Origin of the sequence: Pseudomonas sp. S04, from assembly GCF_009834545.1 — a bacterium.
Lineage (GTDB): Bacteria > Pseudomonadota > Gammaproteobacteria > Pseudomonadales > Pseudomonadaceae > Aquipseudomonas.
In genome coordinates, this window is the sequence record NZ_CP019427.1 from 4,797,379 (window position 1) to 4,812,790 (window position 15,412).

General features: G+C 58.9%; 19 protein-coding genes and 1 tRNA gene. 1 reads left to right on the forward strand and 19 read right to left on the reverse strand.

The window, feature by feature from the left end:
- Positions 1 to 198: 198 nt before the first annotated feature.
- The 18 genes from PspS04_RS21285 to PspS04_RS21370 all read right to left on the reverse strand — a co-directional run bounded on the left by PspS04_RS21285 (position 199) and on the right by PspS04_RS21370 (position 14,125).
- Positions 199 to 274: transfer RNA gene (locus PspS04_RS21285), tRNA-Lys, on the reverse strand.
- Positions 275 to 337: 63 nt separating this feature from the next.
- Positions 338 to 1,030 carry a 7-cyano-7-deazaguanine synthase QueC gene (gene queC, locus PspS04_RS21290; protein ID WP_159997625.1) on the reverse strand — a complete coding sequence of 231 codons (693 nt, stop codon included), beginning with the start codon at positions 1,028 to 1,030 and terminating at the stop codon, positions 338 to 340.
- 1 nt (position 1,031) lies between these two features.
- A complete protein-coding gene (queE, locus tag PspS04_RS21295; protein ID WP_159997627.1) occupies positions 1,032 to 1,679 on the reverse strand; it encodes a 7-carboxy-7-deazaguanine synthase QueE in 648 nt (215 codons plus the stop codon).
- 167 nt (positions 1,680 to 1,846) lie between these two features.
- Positions 1,847 to 2,674: a tol-pal system protein YbgF gene (ybgF, locus tag PspS04_RS21300; RefSeq protein WP_159997629.1), complete on the reverse strand. Its 828-nt coding sequence runs from the start codon at positions 2,672 to 2,674 to the stop codon at positions 1,847 to 1,849.
- 6 nt (positions 2,675 to 2,680) lie between these two features.
- Complete coding sequence (pal, locus tag PspS04_RS21305) at positions 2,681 to 3,178, reverse strand: peptidoglycan-associated lipoprotein Pal (protein WP_003178634.1); 498 nt, start codon at positions 3,176 to 3,178, stop codon at positions 2,681 to 2,683.
- Between the two features lie 52 nt (positions 3,179 to 3,230).
- Complete coding sequence (gene tolB, locus PspS04_RS21310; protein WP_174244593.1) at positions 3,231 to 4,511, reverse strand: Tol-Pal system beta propeller repeat protein TolB; 1,281 nt, start codon at positions 4,509 to 4,511, stop codon at positions 3,231 to 3,233.
- Between the two features lie 17 nt (positions 4,512 to 4,528).
- Positions 4,529 to 5,608 carry a cell envelope integrity protein TolA gene (tolA, locus tag PspS04_RS21315; protein WP_095165674.1) on the reverse strand — a complete coding sequence of 360 codons (1,080 nt, stop codon included), beginning with the start codon at positions 5,606 to 5,608 and terminating at the stop codon, positions 4,529 to 4,531.
- On the reverse strand, positions 5,608 to 6,060 hold the full coding sequence (tolR, locus tag PspS04_RS21320; RefSeq protein WP_162530237.1) for a protein TolR: 453 nt from the start codon (positions 6,058 to 6,060) through the stop codon (positions 5,608 to 5,610). The genes tolA and tolR overlap by 1 nt, the downstream gene beginning before the upstream one ends.
- 23 nt (positions 6,061 to 6,083) lie before the next feature.
- Complete coding sequence (gene tolQ / locus PspS04_RS21325) at positions 6,084 to 6,779, reverse strand: protein TolQ (RefSeq protein ID WP_034149144.1); 696 nt, start codon at positions 6,777 to 6,779, stop codon at positions 6,084 to 6,086.
- Positions 6,769 to 7,236: a tol-pal system-associated acyl-CoA thioesterase gene (gene ybgC, locus PspS04_RS21330; protein WP_095165676.1), complete on the reverse strand. Its 468-nt coding sequence runs from the start codon at positions 7,234 to 7,236 to the stop codon at positions 6,769 to 6,771. Before ybgC ends, tolQ begins: the two co-directional genes overlap by 11 nt.
- Before the next feature lie 136 nt (positions 7,237 to 7,372).
- A complete protein-coding gene (ruvB, locus tag PspS04_RS21335) occupies positions 7,373 to 8,434 on the reverse strand; it encodes a Holliday junction branch migration DNA helicase RuvB (RefSeq protein WP_095165677.1) in 1,062 nt (353 codons plus the stop codon).
- Complete coding sequence (gene ruvA / locus PspS04_RS21340; protein ID WP_095165679.1) at positions 8,435 to 9,046, reverse strand: Holliday junction branch migration protein RuvA; 612 nt, start codon at positions 9,044 to 9,046, stop codon at positions 8,435 to 8,437.
- Positions 9,047 to 9,164: 118 nt separating this feature from the next.
- Positions 9,165 to 9,689 carry a crossover junction endodeoxyribonuclease RuvC gene (gene ruvC, locus PspS04_RS21345; RefSeq protein ID WP_159997631.1) on the reverse strand — a complete coding sequence of 175 codons (525 nt, stop codon included), beginning with the start codon at positions 9,687 to 9,689 and terminating at the stop codon, positions 9,165 to 9,167.
- Between the two features lie 190 nt (positions 9,690 to 9,879).
- The gene (locus PspS04_RS21350; protein WP_095165683.1) at positions 9,880 to 10,626 is read right to left on the reverse strand and encodes a YebC/PmpR family DNA-binding transcriptional regulator; all 747 of its coding nucleotides are present in this window, start codon (positions 10,624 to 10,626) and stop codon (positions 9,880 to 9,882) included.
- A 113-nt stretch (positions 10,627 to 10,739) separates the two neighbouring features.
- The gene (gene aspS / locus PspS04_RS21355; protein WP_095165685.1) at positions 10,740 to 12,515 is read right to left on the reverse strand and encodes an aspartate--tRNA ligase; all 1,776 of its coding nucleotides are present in this window, start codon (positions 12,513 to 12,515) and stop codon (positions 10,740 to 10,742) included.
- A gap of 107 nt (positions 12,516 to 12,622) precedes the next feature.
- Positions 12,623 to 12,844, reverse strand: a complete 222-nt coding sequence (locus tag PspS04_RS21360) for an FmdB family zinc ribbon protein (RefSeq protein WP_010457489.1) — start codon at positions 12,842 to 12,844, stop codon at positions 12,623 to 12,625.
- A gap of 177 nt (positions 12,845 to 13,021) precedes the next feature.
- A complete protein-coding gene (locus PspS04_RS21365; protein WP_095165686.1) occupies positions 13,022 to 13,357 on the reverse strand; it encodes a ribbon-helix-helix domain-containing protein in 336 nt (111 codons plus the stop codon).
- 294 nt (positions 13,358 to 13,651) lie between these two features.
- The gene (locus PspS04_RS21370; protein WP_095165688.1) at positions 13,652 to 14,125 is read right to left on the reverse strand and encodes a Dps family protein; all 474 of its coding nucleotides are present in this window, start codon (positions 14,123 to 14,125) and stop codon (positions 13,652 to 13,654) included.
- Positions 14,126 to 14,505: 380 nt separating this feature from the next.
- Here PspS04_RS21370 and PspS04_RS27965 point away from each other — a divergent pair, with 380 nt between their 5' ends.
- Positions 14,506 to 15,111, forward strand: coding sequence for a cold-shock protein (locus tag PspS04_RS27965; RefSeq protein WP_095165690.1), 606 nt, complete (start codon positions 14,506 to 14,508; stop codon positions 15,109 to 15,111).
- 94 nt (positions 15,112 to 15,205) lie between these two features.
- On the opposite strand, the gene PspS04_RS21380 is transcribed toward PspS04_RS27965, so the two are convergent.
- Entirely contained in the window at positions 15,206 to 15,412 is a 207-nt protein-coding gene (locus tag PspS04_RS21380) for a SlyX family protein (protein ID WP_159997633.1), read from the reverse strand.

Here is a 15,412-nt window from a genome sequence, read left to right on the forward strand (position 1 = left end):
GGAGAGTGAGTATTCATCAGGCACGGACAGCGTTGAAGCTGCGCAAGGCTACAGAATATCCCCGAGATGCAAAAGATCATTCTGCAGCCAGGCGCGCGGTGCAAGCATTGCGATTGCCCGAGACAGGAATCGCAGGCAAAAAAAAACCCGGAAATCCTCACTTGCGTGGGCCTTCCGGATTTTCTAAACCGCCAAATATGGTGGGTCGTGTGGGATTCGAACCTACGACCAATTGGTTAAAAGCCAACTGCTCTACCAACTGAGCTAACGACCCGCTTCGTTGTGGTGCGTATAATACTGATTTTTAAGGACTATTCAACACCTAAGTGAAAATAAATCAAAAATAGTTGGTTGGGTCGCTGATTCCGGCTGCTGCGAAGCCTTCCGCACGCAGGCGGCAGCTGTCGCACTTGGCGCAGGCACGGCCTTGATCGTCCGCCTGATAGCAGGAAACGGTCAGCGCATAGTCGACCCCCAGCTTGACGCCAGCCTCGACGATTTGCGCCTTGCTGAGGTTTTGCAGCGGAGCCTGGATGCGGAAGCCATTGCCCTCGACCCCGGCCTTGGTCGCCAGGTTGGCCATGCGCTCGAAAGCCTCGACGAACTCCGGACGGCAATCCGGGTAACCCGAATAGTCCACGGCGTTGACCCCAATGAAGATGTCCCGCGCGCCCAGCACTTCGGCCCAGCCCAGGGCCAGGGACAGGAACACCGTGTTGCGAGCCGGCACATACGTCACGGGGATGCCTTCACCCGGGGTCTCTGGCACATCGATGCTGCTGTCGGTCAGGGCCGAGCCGCCGATGCCGTTCAGGTTCAGGCCGATCACTTTGTGCTCGACCACCCCCAGGTCCCGGGCCACCCGCGCAGCGGCGTGCAATTCGGCCTGGGAGCGCTGGCCGTAGTCAAAACTCATGGTGTAGCAGCTGTAGCCTTCGGCACGGGCCATGGCCACCACGGTCGCCGAGTCCAGGCCTCCGGACAGCAGGATGACCGCACGCTTTTCTACAGTATTCAGTTGTTCAGTCATGTCAGCGCCCCGGCTCGTCATTCCAAAGATATTTGTGCAGTTGCAATTGCAAGCGCACTGGCAGGTTGTCGGCAACTACCCAGTCCGCCAGGTCACGTGCATTGAGATCGTGATGGCTCGGTGAGAACAGGACTTCACCAGCCCGCCGGTCAAGACCGTACTGGATCAGCTTGGAGACAGCCCAGTCGTAGTCCTCGCGGGAACAGATCACGAACTTGACCTGGTCGTTGGACGTCAGCAGCTCGATATTCTCGTAGCGGTTACGGTGTACTTCCTTCGAGCCCGGGGTCTTCAGGTCGACCACGCGGCTGACCCGCGAATCTACCGCCGAGATGTCGATGGAACCACTGGTTTCCAGCGACACTTCGTAACCGGCATCACACAACTGCTTGAGTAGAGGGATGGCGTTAGGTTGGGCCAGCGGCTCGCCGCCGGTCACACAGACATAACGCGGGCGGAAACCGGCCACCTGCTCGAGGATCTCGTCGAGTGGTCGCACTGTTCCGCCGGTAAAGGCGTAGGCACTGTCGCAGTACTGGCAACGCAACGGGCAACCGGTCAGGCGCACAAAAACAGTGGGCAGCCCGGCAGTGCGCGTTTCACCCTGCAACGAGTAAAAAACTTCGGTAATTCTCAATGTATCTTGCATAGTCGCCACGGGCGTAACAGCTAAACAGGCTGTCCGCCTCCGTCAGGCACTTGATGGAACCCCGCCAACGCGCAGATCCCAAAAAGCGGTGTTGCTAAAAAGGGCGTGAATTCTAACGAAAAAACCCGCGACAAGCGCGGGTTTCTTGAAACACGGGTCAAACTGCCTTACATGCGCTGCAGATCACGCTGGGCCAGCTGCGCGGCGGAGGTGCCAGGATACTGGCTGACCACCTGCTGCAAAATGCCCTTGACCTTGTCGGCGTGCCCCAGGCGACGCTCGACATCGGCCAGCTTGTACAGCGAGTCCGGCACCTTGTTGTGCTTGGGATACAGCTGCGAAACCCTGGCGAAAGCCTGGCCGGCGCCTTGCAGATCACCTTTGGCCAGGTTCACTTCACCCAGCCAGTATTGGGCATTGCCCGCGTACTGGCTGTTCGGGTATTTGCGCAGGAACGCGGCGAAAGCCAGGCTGGCCTTGTCGAAGTCCTTGGCTTTGATCAGGTCGAAGGCAGCATCGTAGTAGAGCTTTTCCTTCGCCGGATCACCCGGTTCGCTGCTGGCGGCAGGGGCTTGCGCCGCAGCGCCCGCACCTGCAGCAGCACCGGCGGCGCTATTGCCACCGGCTGGAGAATTTTCAGGAGCCGCAGCGGGTGCACCGCCCGATCCTATGCGCCGGTCAAGATCCTGGTATCGCTCCAGGGATTCTTGCTTCATGCGCGAAACATCATTTTGCAAAACTTCAATCACGCCTTGTTGGCGCGCGATCTGTTCCTGCATCTGTTGCAGTTGGTTGAACAGCTCGCCCTGTGCCGAGACAGGGGCCGAAACCCCTCCCCCGGCATAGGCGCCGTTCGTACCGTAACCCGCAGGCGGATAACTGCTCCCGCTATTGTTATAACCGGAATCGTTATCGACCACAGGAACCGCAGCCCACGCCAGCAATGGCGCGAGGCTGAGAGCCAGGACAGTTACAGCACGACGGCACGTTCGCATGACGAATTACTTACGCAGTTCGACGCGACGGTTTTGAGCCCAGGACTGCTCGTCGTTGCCGGTAGCAACTGGACGCTCTTCGCCGTAGGAAACCAGTTCCAGCTGAGCTGGGGAAACACCTTGCAGTACCAGGTAGCGTTGAACGGCTTTCGCACGACGCTCGCCCAGTGCCATGTTGTACTCACGAGTACCACGTTCGTCGGTGTTGCCTTCCAGAACAACGCGAGCGCCGTTTGCTTTCAGGTCTTTGGCGTGAACGTCCAGAGCGCGCATGGCTTCTGGCTTCAGGTCCGAGCTGTCGTATTCGAAGTAGAAGGTGGTGATTGCGCGCAGAGCAGCTTCTTCGCTCAGGGAGCCGTCAACAGCACCAGTGTTAGCGCCGTAACCAGCGTTTGGATCAACAGCGCCTTCACCGGCGTTGTCGCCGCCTTTGGACGAGCAACCTACAGCTACAGCCATGGCCAGGGCCAGCGCAGCAAACTTACCAAACTTCAGCATTTCCATCGTGAAACTCCTAATGAACCCCAATGTGTTAAGTACAACGTATAGCGCCGCGTCAGTTCAGGTAAGGGGACCAGGAAGGTTCTCTGACTTCGCCTTGTGCGGTAGGAAGCGGGAGCCTTACGCGTCCATTGATGGACACGAGCATCAAGACTCCCCGGCCCTGCTGGCGGGTGGCGTAGATTACCATGGTGCCGTTGGGCGCAACAGTAGGCGACTCGTCCAGAGTGCTATCAGTTAGGATTTTTACACTACCGCGCTGCAAATCCTGGGCCGCCACCTTGAAATTGGTGAAACCTTGCTGGCGATGGATCATCACCAGAGTCTTTTCGTCGGCCGACAATTTCGGGTTGGCGTTGTAGTTGCCGATAAAGGTTACGCGCTCGGCACCGCCGCCACTGGCGCTGGTCTTGTAGATCTGCGGCTTGCCGCCACGGTCGGAGGTGAAGTAGATGGTCGAGCCATCCTTGCCCCAGAACGGTTCGGTGTTGATGCCAGGCCCTGCAGTCACGCGGGTGATCTGGCGCGACCCCAGGTTCATCACGTAGATGTCCGGGTTACCGTCCTTGGACAGTACGAACGCCAGGCGCGAACCATCCGGCGACCAGGCTGGAGCACCGTTGAGGCCTTCGAAGTTGGTGATCTGCTCACGACGACCAGTGTCGATGTTCTGCATGAAGATCCGCGGACGCTTCTGCTCGAAGGAGACATAGGCGATACGCTTGCCATCGGGGGCAAAACGCGGCGACAGGATCGGCTCGCGGGACTGTAGCAGGGTCACTGCACGCGCACCGTCATAGTCCGAGCGTTGCAGGGTGTAGCGAGTGTTCTTCTCGGAGAAACGCTCGGCCGTCACGTACAGCAGACGGGTCGAGAACGCGCCCTTGATGCCCACCAGCTTCTCAAACGACTGGTCCGAAATGTAGTGCGCCATGTCGCGCAACTGGTCAACGCCGCCGGAAACGCTGCCGGTCAGCACTTGCTGCTCGGTGTTGACGTTGAACAGGGCGTACTGCACCTGCAGGCGACCGCCGGCCGGAACAATGCTGCCGACCATGATGTACTGGGCGCCCAGGGCCTTCCAGTCGCGGTAGATGACTTCGCTGGCCTGGGTCGGCTGGCTGATCATGTTCTGCTTGGGAATCGGCGAGTAGTAACCCGAGTTGCGCAAATCGTTACCAATGATTTCCGCCATGTCGTCCGGCAGCACGCTGCCGCCCTGCCAGCCGAACGGCACTACCGCGATCGGGGTCGCCCGATCACTGCCGCTGGTGACCAGAATGTTCTTTTCATCCGCCGCCGCTATCCCTGCCATGCAGCAAATAACGACAAGCATTCCTCGAAGAAGGTTTCTCACAAGGCTAGATCCTCAGGTGTGAATGTCATCTTGAATGAACGATAGGGAGCGAAATCGCTCGGCTTCATTCCCTGCATTTCTGTCAAACGTCCAATGTTCTTGACCGCTGCTACAGCCGAGCTGTCGAACGGACCATCGCCACTGGACTTGGCTACCGTGACCGAAGTCACCGTACCATCGGGCAACATGCCAATTTGCAGCACGACCGTCATGTTCTTGCGTGCCGAAGGAGGACGCGCCCAGCCTTCCGCTGCACGTGCACGAATCAGGTCGTCGAAACTGCCCGCGACTTCATCGCCTCGTTCATCGGCCAAGGCCTGCTGACGCTGCGGCGTGTCGGAAAGCAAATCTGCCAGGGCCTGGGCCTTTTTCTCTTCGGCGGATTTACGTGCCGCTTCCTGCGATTTTTTCTTCGCAGCATCGGCAGCAGCTTTCTTCTTCGCATCATCGGCGACTTTCTTCTTCGCCTCGTCCGCTTCAGCTTTCTTCTTGGCGTCGTCCGCGGCTTTTTTCTTCGCGTCTTCGACTACTTTCTTCTTCGCTTCTTCAGCGGCCGCTTTCTTGGCCTCTTCTTCAGCTTTCTTCTTGGCTTCTTCTTCGGCTTTCTTCTTGGCTATATCAGCCAATTGTTTCTCTTCTGCCTTCTTGGCTTCGGCGGTCTTCTTTGCTTCATCGGCTTTCTTGGCTTCATCAGCCTTTTTCGCTTCTTCGGCTTTCTTCGACTCGTCGGCCTTCTTGGCTTCCTCGGCCTTTTGAGCCGCCTCTTCTTTCTTTTGTTCCGCAGCCTTCACCGCTTCCTGCTCGACCTTCTTCTGCTCCATCTGTTCGACTTCGGTCTGGCGCGCAGCGGATTTCTTCGCTTCACCCGCAATCTTCTGATTGGTCTGGGTGGTCGCCTGACTTTTCGATTTCAACTGGTACAGGGTCGCCTGGACAATCGGCTTGGCCGGCGGCAGCTCCGGGGTAAAGGCAAAGCTGACGAACAGCATGCCGAACACCAGCACGTGCAAGCCAATTGCCCAGACACTAGGCCAGAAGTAGCTTTCCGAGGCTGTTGGCTCTCGCTGTTGCTGCATCAGGGCGCCTCGGTAATCAAGCCAACGTTACCGACTCCGGCTTTCTGCAACCCACCCATCGCGCCCATGACGGCGCCGTAGTCGACGGTCTTGTCGCCACGAATGAACACTTGGGTGTGCTTGCCACCTTCGTTGCCGGCGCGAATGATCTTGGTCACCGCATCAGTCATCTGCGGCAGGGTCATTGCCCGGTCCTGCTGCTTCTCGGTGTCGACTTCGCTGCCAAGGTTCCAGTAGTAGGTCTTGTCAGCCTTGATCGAAATGGTCAGGACCTGGGTGTTGTTGTCTTGCGGCAAGGCTTCGCTGGAAACCTTGGGCAAATCAACTTTCACGCCCTGATTGAGCATCGGCGCGGTCACCATGAAGATGACCAGCAGTACCAGCATCACGTCGATGTAAGGTACTACGTTCATCTCGGCGACCGGCTTGCGCTTTTTGCGAGCTCGAGCGATTAAAGCCATTGGGAAATACCTGCTTATTCTTCGCTGGTGTGCACTTTACGGTGCAGGATCGCCTGGAATTCATCGGCGAAGGTGTAGTAGCGGCTGATCAGGGTTTCGCTGCGCGCGGCAAAGCGGTTGTACGCAATTACGGCCGGAATGGCGGCGAACAGGCCGATGGCGGTGGCGATCAGTGCCTCGGCGATACCCGGGGCCACGGTGGCCAAGGTCGCTTGCTGGGCAGTGGCCAGGCCGCGGAAAGAGTTCATGATGCCCCAGACGGTACCGAACAGGCCGATGTACGGGCTGACCGAACCAACGGTAGCGAGGAATGGCAGGCTCTGCTCGAGCTTCTCTTCTTCGCGGGAAATAGCCACGCGCATGGCACGGGCAACGCCCTCCATGACCGCTTCCGGATCAACACCCGGTTGCTGGCGCAGACGGGAGAACTCCTTGAAGCCGGCACGGAAGATCTGCTCGACGCCCGAATCCGGATCAGGGTTGCTGCCCGCCTGACGGTACAGCTTGGACAGGTCGATACCCGACCAGAAGCGCTCCTCGAAGCTCTCCAGGGCACGTCGACCGGCACGCAGCAGGTTGCTGCGCTGAAAGATCATGATCCATGAGGTCACCGATGCGGCTACCAGGGTCAGCATTACCAGTTGCACCACGATACTGGCATTGCTAACCAGGCTCCACATGGAGGAATGGTCGACGACGTTAGCTTCCACGCTTTATCTCCTGCTTTGAGTGTGTACCCGCGCCGCTCACGTCGGCAAAGGCCGCACGTAGAGCTTCGGGAATGGCCCGGGGTTTCAAACTATGGGTGCGCACACAGGCCACCAAAAACTGCCCTTCGCAGAGCAGTGCATTATCCGCGGCTCGCCTGACCTGCTGCTTGAAGCGCAGGCTGACACGGTTCAATTCGATTACTTCAGCACTTACCACAAGCTCGTCGTCCAGTCGCGCCGGCGCGTGGTAGCGCGCTTCGCTGGAATGCACGACAAACAACAGGTCCTCGCCTGCCAGCTGTGACTGGGCAAAGCCCAACTCACGTAGCCGCTCGGTCCGAGCCCGTTCCATAAACTTGAGGTAATTAACGTAATACACGATGCCGCCAGCATCGGTGTCCTCGTAATAAACGCGACAACGATGTGCGAACGACTCTAGCCCGTTTTGCGCGCGCATACTCTAGTGCTTACTCCTCAGGTTGCCAATCCAGCCAGGCAACTGTTTTTCATTCTTCTGCGCCTTTGCTGCCAAACAAGGGTTCGCCAGCCACCTAGGACCACACAAAACCCGAATAAATCGGCGCAGACCGTCATTAATCGTCCACCGCATCCAGAAATGCGTCTACTGCGGGCATTTCACCCATGCGCGTCGGAATGTTCAGGCCAAAGTGCAAATAAGCATGCCGGGTCACTACCCGCCCACGGGGAGTGCGCATGATGTAGCCCTGCTGGATCAGGTACGGCTCCAGCACGTCTTCAATGGTGTGCCGCTCTTCACTGATGGCCGCCGCCAGACTGTCGACCCCCACCGGGCCGCCATCGAATTTCTCGATCATGGTCAGCAGCAAACGCCGGTCCTGGTGATCGAAACCACGCTCATCGACGTCCAGCAGGTTGAGCGCCAGGTCGGCGATCGGCTTGGTGATGTGGCCCTTGGCCCGGACTTCGGCGAAATCCCGCACCCGCCGCAGCAGGCGGTTGGCGATACGTGGCGTACCGCGGGCCCGGCGGGCGATTTCGAACGCCCCTTCAGGGTCCAGCGGCAGCCCGAGGATACCGGCCGAACGACTGACGATCGTCGCCAGGTCGGCGGTGCTGTAGAACTCCAGGCGCTGGACGATGCCGAAGCGGTCGCGCAGCGGGTTGGTCAGCATGCCGGCGCGGGTGGTCGCCCCCACCAGGGTGAACGGCGGCAGGTCGAGCTTGATGGAACGTGCCGCCGGGCCTTCGCCGATCATGATATCGAGCTGGAAGTCCTCCATGGCCGGGTACAGCACTTCCTCGACAATCGGCGACAGGCGATGGATTTCATCGATGAACAGCACGTCATGGGGTTCGAGGTTGGTCAGCAGTGCCGCCAGGTCGCCGGGGCGCTCCAGGACCGGGCCCGAGGTGCTTTTGATCGACACGCCCATTTCCTGGGCGATGATGTTGGCCAGCGTGGTTTTACCGAGGCCCGGCGGACCGAAGATCAGCGTGTGGTCCAGGGATTCGTTGCGCCCGCGCGCCGCCTGGATGAACAGCTCCATCTGCTCGCGAACGGTCGGCTGGCCAATGTATTCGGCCAGGCTGACCGGACGAATGGCCCGATCCTGGACTTCTTCGCGGTCACGCGGGCCACCGGTGGCGGTAATCAGACGATCAGCTTCAATCACTTAGATCATTCCCTTCAGGGCACGACGAATCAGGTCTTCACTGCTCAAGCCTTTCTCCTTGATCGCGGAAATCGCCTTGCTGGCTTCCTGCGGCTTGTAGCCCAGGGAGATTAGCGCGCTGACCGCGTCATTCTCCGCCGAAGCCACCGGTTGCGCCGGGCCATCAGGCTGGTTCGGCACCAGGGCAAACATGCTCGGCACGGCTTCCCAGGCCTTGAAGCGGTCCTTGAGTTCCACCAGCAAGCGCTCGGCGGTCTTTTTGCCGACACCCGGCACCTTGGTCAGCGCCGAAGTGTCCTGGGCCTGCACGCAACGCACCAGCTCATCGACTTCAAGGCTCGACATCAACGCCAGCGCCAGTTTCGGACCGACCCCATTGAGGCGGATCAACTCGCGGAAAAAGTCCCGATCACGCTTGCCGATGAAACCATAAAGCAACTGGGCATCTTCGCGCACCACCAAATGGGTGTGCAGGGTTATCGGCTCTCCGATCGACGGCAGTCGATAGAGGGTGGTCATCGGCACTTCCAGCTCATAGCCCAGGCCGTTGACATCCAGTATCAGGTGCGGCGGCTGTTTCTCAGCCAAGGTGCCGCGCAAACGTCCAATCACGTTTCAAATCCTTAAGCGTAGCCAGATCAGGCGTTCGAAGAGCAAAGTGAGCGAGGTCGCCGACAGTCCAGGCGCAAATCGCTCAACCAATAAAATCTCGTGGGTGGATGCTATCAGATCACAGGCGCAGGCGACCGCCACGACTGCGCGCCGTCCCCAGCCCATGGGGCAACAGGCTGGAGCGGGTATGGGCATGGCAAATGGCAATGGCCAGGGCGTCCGAGGCATCGATTTGCGGTTTGCTGGTGAGCTTGAGCATATGCATGACCATCATCTGCACCTGCTCCTTGTTGGCTGCACCGGTACCGGTGACCGCCTGTTTGACCTGGGTAGCGGTGTATTCGGCGATCTCCAGGCTCTCTTCGGCCCCCGCGACAATCGCCGCGCCACGGGCCTGGCCGAGCTTCAGCGCGGAGTCGGCGTTGCGGGCCATGAAGACCTTCTCGATGCCCATGGTCACAGGACCGTAGGTCTGGATCACCTCGCGCACGCCGCGAAAAACAATTTGCAACCGTTCATGTAACTCACCGCTGCCGGTGCGAATACAACCCGACGCCACATACACGCAGCCACGACCGGTATCGCGTACCACGCCATAACCGGTAATGCGTGAACCGGGGTCGATACCAAGAATTAATGTCATAACGCCTGCGGGTTAAGAGAGTGAGGCCAGCATAGAGCAGGTTGTGCCGGATGCACATTTTGTAGCCCTACCGAGAACCCTGTGGGAGCCGGGCTTGCCCGCGATAGCGGTAGAACATTCAACATCAATGTCGAGCCTGCCGACGTCATCGCGGGCAAGCCCGACTCCCACACTAGATCTGCGTCGCCCTTCAGCCGAGCTGTTGGGCCACCGACTCGGGGATGTCCGCATTGGAATAGACGTTCTGCACGTCATCCAGGTCTTCGAGCATGTCGATCAGCTTGAGCACCTTCTCGGCGCCTTCCAGGTCCAGTTCGGCACTGGTGGTTGGCAGCATCACGATTTCCGCATCATCGGCCTTGAAGCCCGCCGCTTCCAGGGCGTTGCGCACGGCATAAAAACCGGCGAACGAGGTGAATACGTCGATTGAACCGTCTTCGTTGGTCACCACGTCGTCGGCATCAGCCTCCATCGCGGCTTCCATCAAGGCGTCTTCGTCGATACCCGGGGCAAAGGAGATCTGCCCCTTGCGTTCGAACAGGTAAGCCACCGAGCCATCCGTGCCCAGGTTGCCGCCACACTTGCTGAAGGCGTGTCGAACCGCCGCCGCCGTGCGGTTGCGGTTATCGGTCATGCACTCGACCATCACCGCCACGCCACCGGGGCCATAACCTTCGTAGCTCAGTTCGACCATGTCATCGGTGTCGGCAGCGCCAGCCCCACGGGCCACGGCGCGATCGATGATGTCACGGCTCATGTTCGCGCCCAGGGCCTTGTCCAGGGCCAGTCGCAGCCGTGGGTTGGAGCCAGGATCGCCGCCGCCCTGACGGGCCGCGACTGTCAGCTCACGAATCCACTTGGTGAAAATCTTGCCTTTCTTGGCATCCTGACGTTCTTTGCGGTGCTTGATGTTCGCCCACTTGGAATGACCCGCCATAACTCGCTCCGAATTCTCTTAAAAACAATGCCCGCACACCCTGGAAGGCGAGCGGGCAATACACGCTGGATCTGACCCCTGGCGTATCCACGGATACGCCAGGGTGGCCAGCCTTACTCAGCCTTTGGCTGCTCGCGCAAACGGATGTGCAGCTCGCGCAGAGCCTTGGCATCCACCAGGCCCGGGGCCTGGGTCATCACGCATGCCGCGCTCTGGGTTTTCGGGAACGCGATCACTTCACGGATAGACTGGGCGCCGGTCATCAGCATCACCAGACGGTCAAGGCCAAAGGCCAGGCCGCCGTGGGGCGGTGCGCCGTACTTCAGGGCGTCCAGTAGGAAGCCGAATTTCTCTTCCTGTTCCTCTTCGCTGATACCCAGCAGGCGGAACACCGATTGCTGCATTTCCTTGCGGTGGATACGGATCGAACCGCCACCCAGCTCGGTACCGTTTAGCACCATGTCGTAGGCACGCGACAGCGCGGTCGCCGGGTTGGCTTCCAGCTCTTGCGGCGTGCACTTCGGTGCGGTGAACGGGTGGTGCAAGGCGGTGAAGCTGCCGTCGTCGTTCTCTTCGAACATCGGGAAGTCGACAACCCACATCGGTGCCCACTTGCAGGTCAGCAGGTCCAGGTCATTACCGACCTTGATCCGCAATGCGCCCAGGGCTTCGCTGACGATCTTGGCTTTGTCGGCACCGAAGAACACGATGTCGCCGTCAACTGCGCCAACGCGATCGAGGATCACATTGAGGTTAGCTTCAGGAATGTTCTTGACGATAGGCGACTGCAGGCCTTCGACGCCCTTGGCGCGCTCGTTGACCTTGATGTACGCCAGGCCCTTGGCACCGTAGATGCCGACGAACTTGGTGTAGTCGTCGATCTGCTTGCGCGGCATGCTCGCTGCACCAGGAACGCGCAGTGCGGCAATCCGGCATTTCGGATCGTTGGCCGGGCCGCTGAAGACTTTGAAATCGACTTCTTTAAGCTGGTCGGCAACGTCTACCAGTTCCAGCGGGTTACGCAGGTCCGGCTTGTCGGAACCGTAACGGCGCATGGCTTCTTCGAAGGTCATGTGCGGGAATTCACCGAATTCCAGATCCAGCACTTCCTTGAACAGGTTGCGGATCATTTTTTCGGTGATGCCCATGATCTCGTTTTCATCGAGGAAACTGGTTTCGATGTCGATCTGGGTGAATTCCGGCTGGCGGTCAGCGCGCAGGTCTTCGTCACGGAAGCACTTGGCGATCTGGTAGTAGCGGTCGAAGCCAGCGACCATCAGCAGTTGCTTGAACAGCTGTGGCGATTGCGGCAACGCAAAGAACGAACCGGCGTGGGTACGGCTCGGGACCAGATAGTCACGAGCGCCCTCTGGCGTGGCGCGGGTCAGGATCGGCGTCTCGACGTCGAGGAAGCCGTTCTCGTCGAGGAAACGACGAATGCTGGTGGTCATGCGCGAACGCAGGCGCAGCTTCTCGAGCATTTCCGGGCGACGCAGGTCGAGGAAGCGATAACGCAGGCGGGTTTCTTCGCCGACGTCGGAGAACTCGTTGAGTGGGAACGGCGGGGTTTCCGCTTCGTTCAGCACTTCAAGCTCGTAACCCAGGACTTCGATCATGCCCGAGGCCATGTTGGCGTTGGTGGCACCGGCCGGACGCAGGCGTACCTTGCCGGTGATCTTGACCACGTATTCGCTGCGCACGCGATCGGCGGCGGCGAAGCTCTCGGCGCGATCCGGATCGAATACCACTTGGGCCAGACCATCACGATCACGGATATCGAGGAAAATCACCCCGCCGTGGTCACGACGACGATGGACCCATCCGCAAAGGGTAATTTCCTGACCTTCCAGGCTTTCGTTCAGTTGGCCGCAATAATGGCTGCGCATCATGGTAGTGGTTTCACTTCTCGTAATTCGAAATTCGATGGGAGGTCTTGCTGCACCGCCGCACTTGAATGAAGTGCCAGATAATGCAAGAGCTCGGTGTGTCGTTCAACTTAGTCAGCTTTGTCGCCACCGGCCAGATTCTTCTTCGACCCGGTCTTGAAGTCGGTTTCGTACCAACCGGTACCGCTCAGGCGGAAGCCCGGCATCGACAACATTTTTTTCAGTTCGGGTGCCTGGCAGGCAGGGCAGTCGACCAACGGTGCTGCGCTGATCTTCTGAATGGCTTCCAACTGATGACCACAGGAAGCACATTGATAGTCGTACATCGGCATGGGGTTGTCTCGGCGATCAGGTTCATCCCGCGCAAACAATGGGTTTGGCGGCAAAGAGCGGGATTATATCGATTAAATCGAGCCTGTGCAGCCGTAACGCTGCACAGGGACCGCATCCGGGGCAGATGGACGGCCGGCACTTGGGCGTGCCGGCCGTCCTGCCCCGACACCCCTGCGTCATTCAACGCCCACAGCACCCTGGTTCAAGCTGTGCACTACACACATCACCCGGACCAGGCCACTGAAGTTCTTCACCCCGCCATGACGCAGATGTACTTCGCGATCAACCCGGGACAGCAAGGCGTTGACCGAACAGCAATTATTCCTCGCAATACTGCCCAGGATATTCCAGTAGACCTGCTCCAGCCGCAGGCAGGTGGCGAACCCATTCAAGCGCACCGACCTGGCCTGCGGCTGTGCCAGGCCCATGTCAAACTCACGAACGAAGGGATCAATCTTTATATCCTGAGGCCTAGCAACTTCATCGGCTTCTGACGCTAAGATTCCAATCATATAACTGACACTCCTTTGCCATTCCATTTATAACAACGCTCCGTGTCGCTATAAAAACGTAAGCAAAAACATATTTCCATATGCCTTTATAACCACTGATGTAGGACAAGCCGACAGCAGCAACAAGACTATTAACACTCCCCTACGTGCAACAACGAAACGGAAAGATGGCGCAGGAAGAGTCCCGCAAGAGCCTGGGAAACGCGCCATCAACACCCGGGAGCTTTCATAGGTCCGGGCACGACACCCCACGCTGATGGTGCCGAAAAGCCGACACCATCAGCCAGGCCGGGACTACTGGCCGTCCAACAGCGAGCGCAGCATCCAGGCAGTTTTCTCATGAACTTGCATGCGTTGCGTGAGCAGATCTGCGGTGGGTTCGTCGCTGACTTTTTCCAGCAGCGGGAATATCCCGCGTGCTGTACGGGTGACCGCTTCCTGCCCCTGGACAAGTTGCTGGATCATCTCTTCGGCGCTGGGCACCCCCTCCTCTTCTTTAATGGAAGAAAGTCGCGCGTAGATTGAATAGGCGCCAGGGGCCGGAAAACCCAATGCACGAATACGCTCGGCAATCAGGTCCACGGCCAGGGCCAACTCGTTGTATTGTTCTTCGAACATCAAATGCAGGGTACGAAACATCGGCCCTGTGACATTCCAGTGGAAGTTATGGGTTTTCAGATAGAGCACATACGTGTCCGACAGCAAGCGCGAAAGCCCATCGACGATGGACTTGCGATCCGTCTCGCTGATACCAATATCAATTGCCATGCTGTTCCCCTTGTCGGTGATGAAGTCCGTTGCACAGGTGCGCCCTCACTGTAGCAAGAGTCCCGGCCCTGTGCCGGTCGCGCCGGTGATGACCGATCGGCGCCCGTAAATACGGCTTGAAGCGTCTAAAACAAGCCTTCGGCCACCACCGCCCAACGCCCTCGCGCAAATCGCCGGCCACCCCGGAGCACGCGCCCTCCGCGCTGATTTGAGAAGGTACGGTCTTTGCTGTTAAATAGACGCCGTGTCACTGCCGCTATTTCCCCGCGTGCTGTGCATAGGCTGATACCGGGTGCGTGTCCACCGCCTCCCATTGTTCAGAAGCGAACCGTACTCAATCAGCTCTTCCTTGCGATCCGTCTTAACGTGAGTCAATTAAAATGTTGAAAATCGTCCACCTGCTAACGGGCGCAGCAGCTTTGCTGTTGTCCTTCATTCCTAGCTTGCGAACCGAAGCCGTACCTTACCTGCAACAACCTGACGCGCTGTACCTGGCGTTCTTCGGTCTGCTCAACCTGACCCTCGCTCCGGTGATCCCGTACTGGAACAAAGGTCCTCGCCATCAACTGCAAAACCTGGTCAGCGCCTTGCTGGTGCTTGCCGTTGTCCTGCAAACCCTGACCCTGCTGGCACCGATGCCGGAAATCGGCGGTCACCCCGCGGTGCTGTTCAGCCTCATCGTTGCATTGGTCGCAGTCCTGCTGCATCTGGCCACCAGCTTCTACAAGTCTTCACCCGCTGCCGCGACTCATCAGAACTACGACATGACCAACCGGGATACCGGCACCGTGAAGTGGTTCAACACCTCCAAGGGTTTCGGTTTCATTTCCCGCGACTCCGGGGATGATATTTTTGTGCACTTTCGCGCCATTCGTGGCGAGGGTCACCGCGTCCTGGTCGAAGGCCAGCGCGTGGAGTTCTCGGTGATGAACCGGGATAAAGGCCTGCAAGCGGAAGACGTGATCGCGGCCCTGCCGCGTCGCTGATCCCGACCTCGTTACCCGCTCGAAAAAAAACCGCGATGCAGCCAGGCTGCTCGCGGTTTTTTATTGCCTGCCAATCGGTATTGGCCACTGACACTCAATAGTGCGGCGGCGGCGCGTCCTCTTCGAACGTCTCGAACTGGCCGGCCATTTCTTCCTGACGCTTGAGCAGCGCGTTCATCTGCAACTGCAGTCGCTCGACAACCCGCTGCTGGGTCACCAACACATCATTCATCGCCTCGATGGCGTCATCCTGAAACGCCAGGCGACTTTCCAGGTCCATAACGCGCTCTTCCAGGCTCAT

Excerpts from the sequence above, each read along its gene's own strand:
- ybgF (WP_159997629.1), bottom strand. The coding sequence starts at position 2,674 with ATGCGAACGTGCCGTCGTGCTGTAACTGTCCTGGCTCTCAGCCTCGCG.
- queE (WP_159997627.1), bottom strand. The coding sequence starts at position 1,679 with ATGCAAGATACATTGAGAATTACCGAAGTTTTTTACTCGTTGCAGGGT.
- queC (WP_159997625.1), bottom strand. The coding sequence starts at position 1,030 with ATGACTGAACAACTGAATACTGTAGAAAAGCGTGCGGTCATCCTGCTG.
- PspS04_RS27965 (WP_095165690.1), top strand. The coding sequence starts at position 14,506 with ATGTTGAAAATCGTCCACCTGCTAACGGGCGCAGCAGCTTTGCTGTTG.
- tolA (WP_095165674.1), bottom strand. The coding sequence starts at position 5,608 with ATGCAGCAACAGCGAGAGCCAACAGCCTCGGAAAGCTACTTCTGGCCT.
- ybgC (WP_095165676.1), bottom strand. The coding sequence starts at position 7,236 with ATGCGCGCGCAAAACGGGCTAGAGTCGTTCGCACATCGTTGTCGCGTT.
- pal (WP_003178634.1), bottom strand. The coding sequence starts at position 3,178 with ATGGAAATGCTGAAGTTTGGTAAGTTTGCTGCGCTGGCCCTGGCCATG.
- PspS04_RS21370 (WP_095165688.1), bottom strand. The coding sequence starts at position 14,125 with ATGGCAATTGATATTGGTATCAGCGAGACGGATCGCAAGTCCATCGTC.
- aspS (WP_095165685.1), bottom strand. The coding sequence starts at position 12,515 with ATGATGCGCAGCCATTATTGCGGCCAACTGAACGAAAGCCTGGAAGGT.
- PspS04_RS21350 (WP_095165683.1), bottom strand. The coding sequence starts at position 10,626 with ATGGCGGGTCATTCCAAGTGGGCGAACATCAAGCACCGCAAAGAACGT.
- ruvC (WP_159997631.1), bottom strand. The coding sequence starts at position 9,689 with ATGACATTAATTCTTGGTATCGACCCCGGTTCACGCATTACCGGTTAT.
- PspS04_RS21360 (WP_010457489.1), bottom strand. The coding sequence starts at position 12,844 with ATGCCGATGTACGACTATCAATGTGCTTCCTGTGGTCATCAGTTGGAA.
- tolB (WP_174244593.1), bottom strand. The coding sequence starts at position 4,511 with ATGCTTGTCGTTATTTGCTGCATGGCAGGGATAGCGGCGGCGGATGAA.
- PspS04_RS21380 (WP_159997633.1), bottom strand. The coding sequence starts at position 15,412 with ATGAGCCTGGAAGAGCGCGTTATGGACCTGGAAAGTCGCCTGGCGTTT.
- PspS04_RS21365 (WP_095165686.1), bottom strand. The coding sequence starts at position 13,357 with ATGATTGGAATCTTAGCGTCAGAAGCCGATGAAGTTGCTAGGCCTCAG.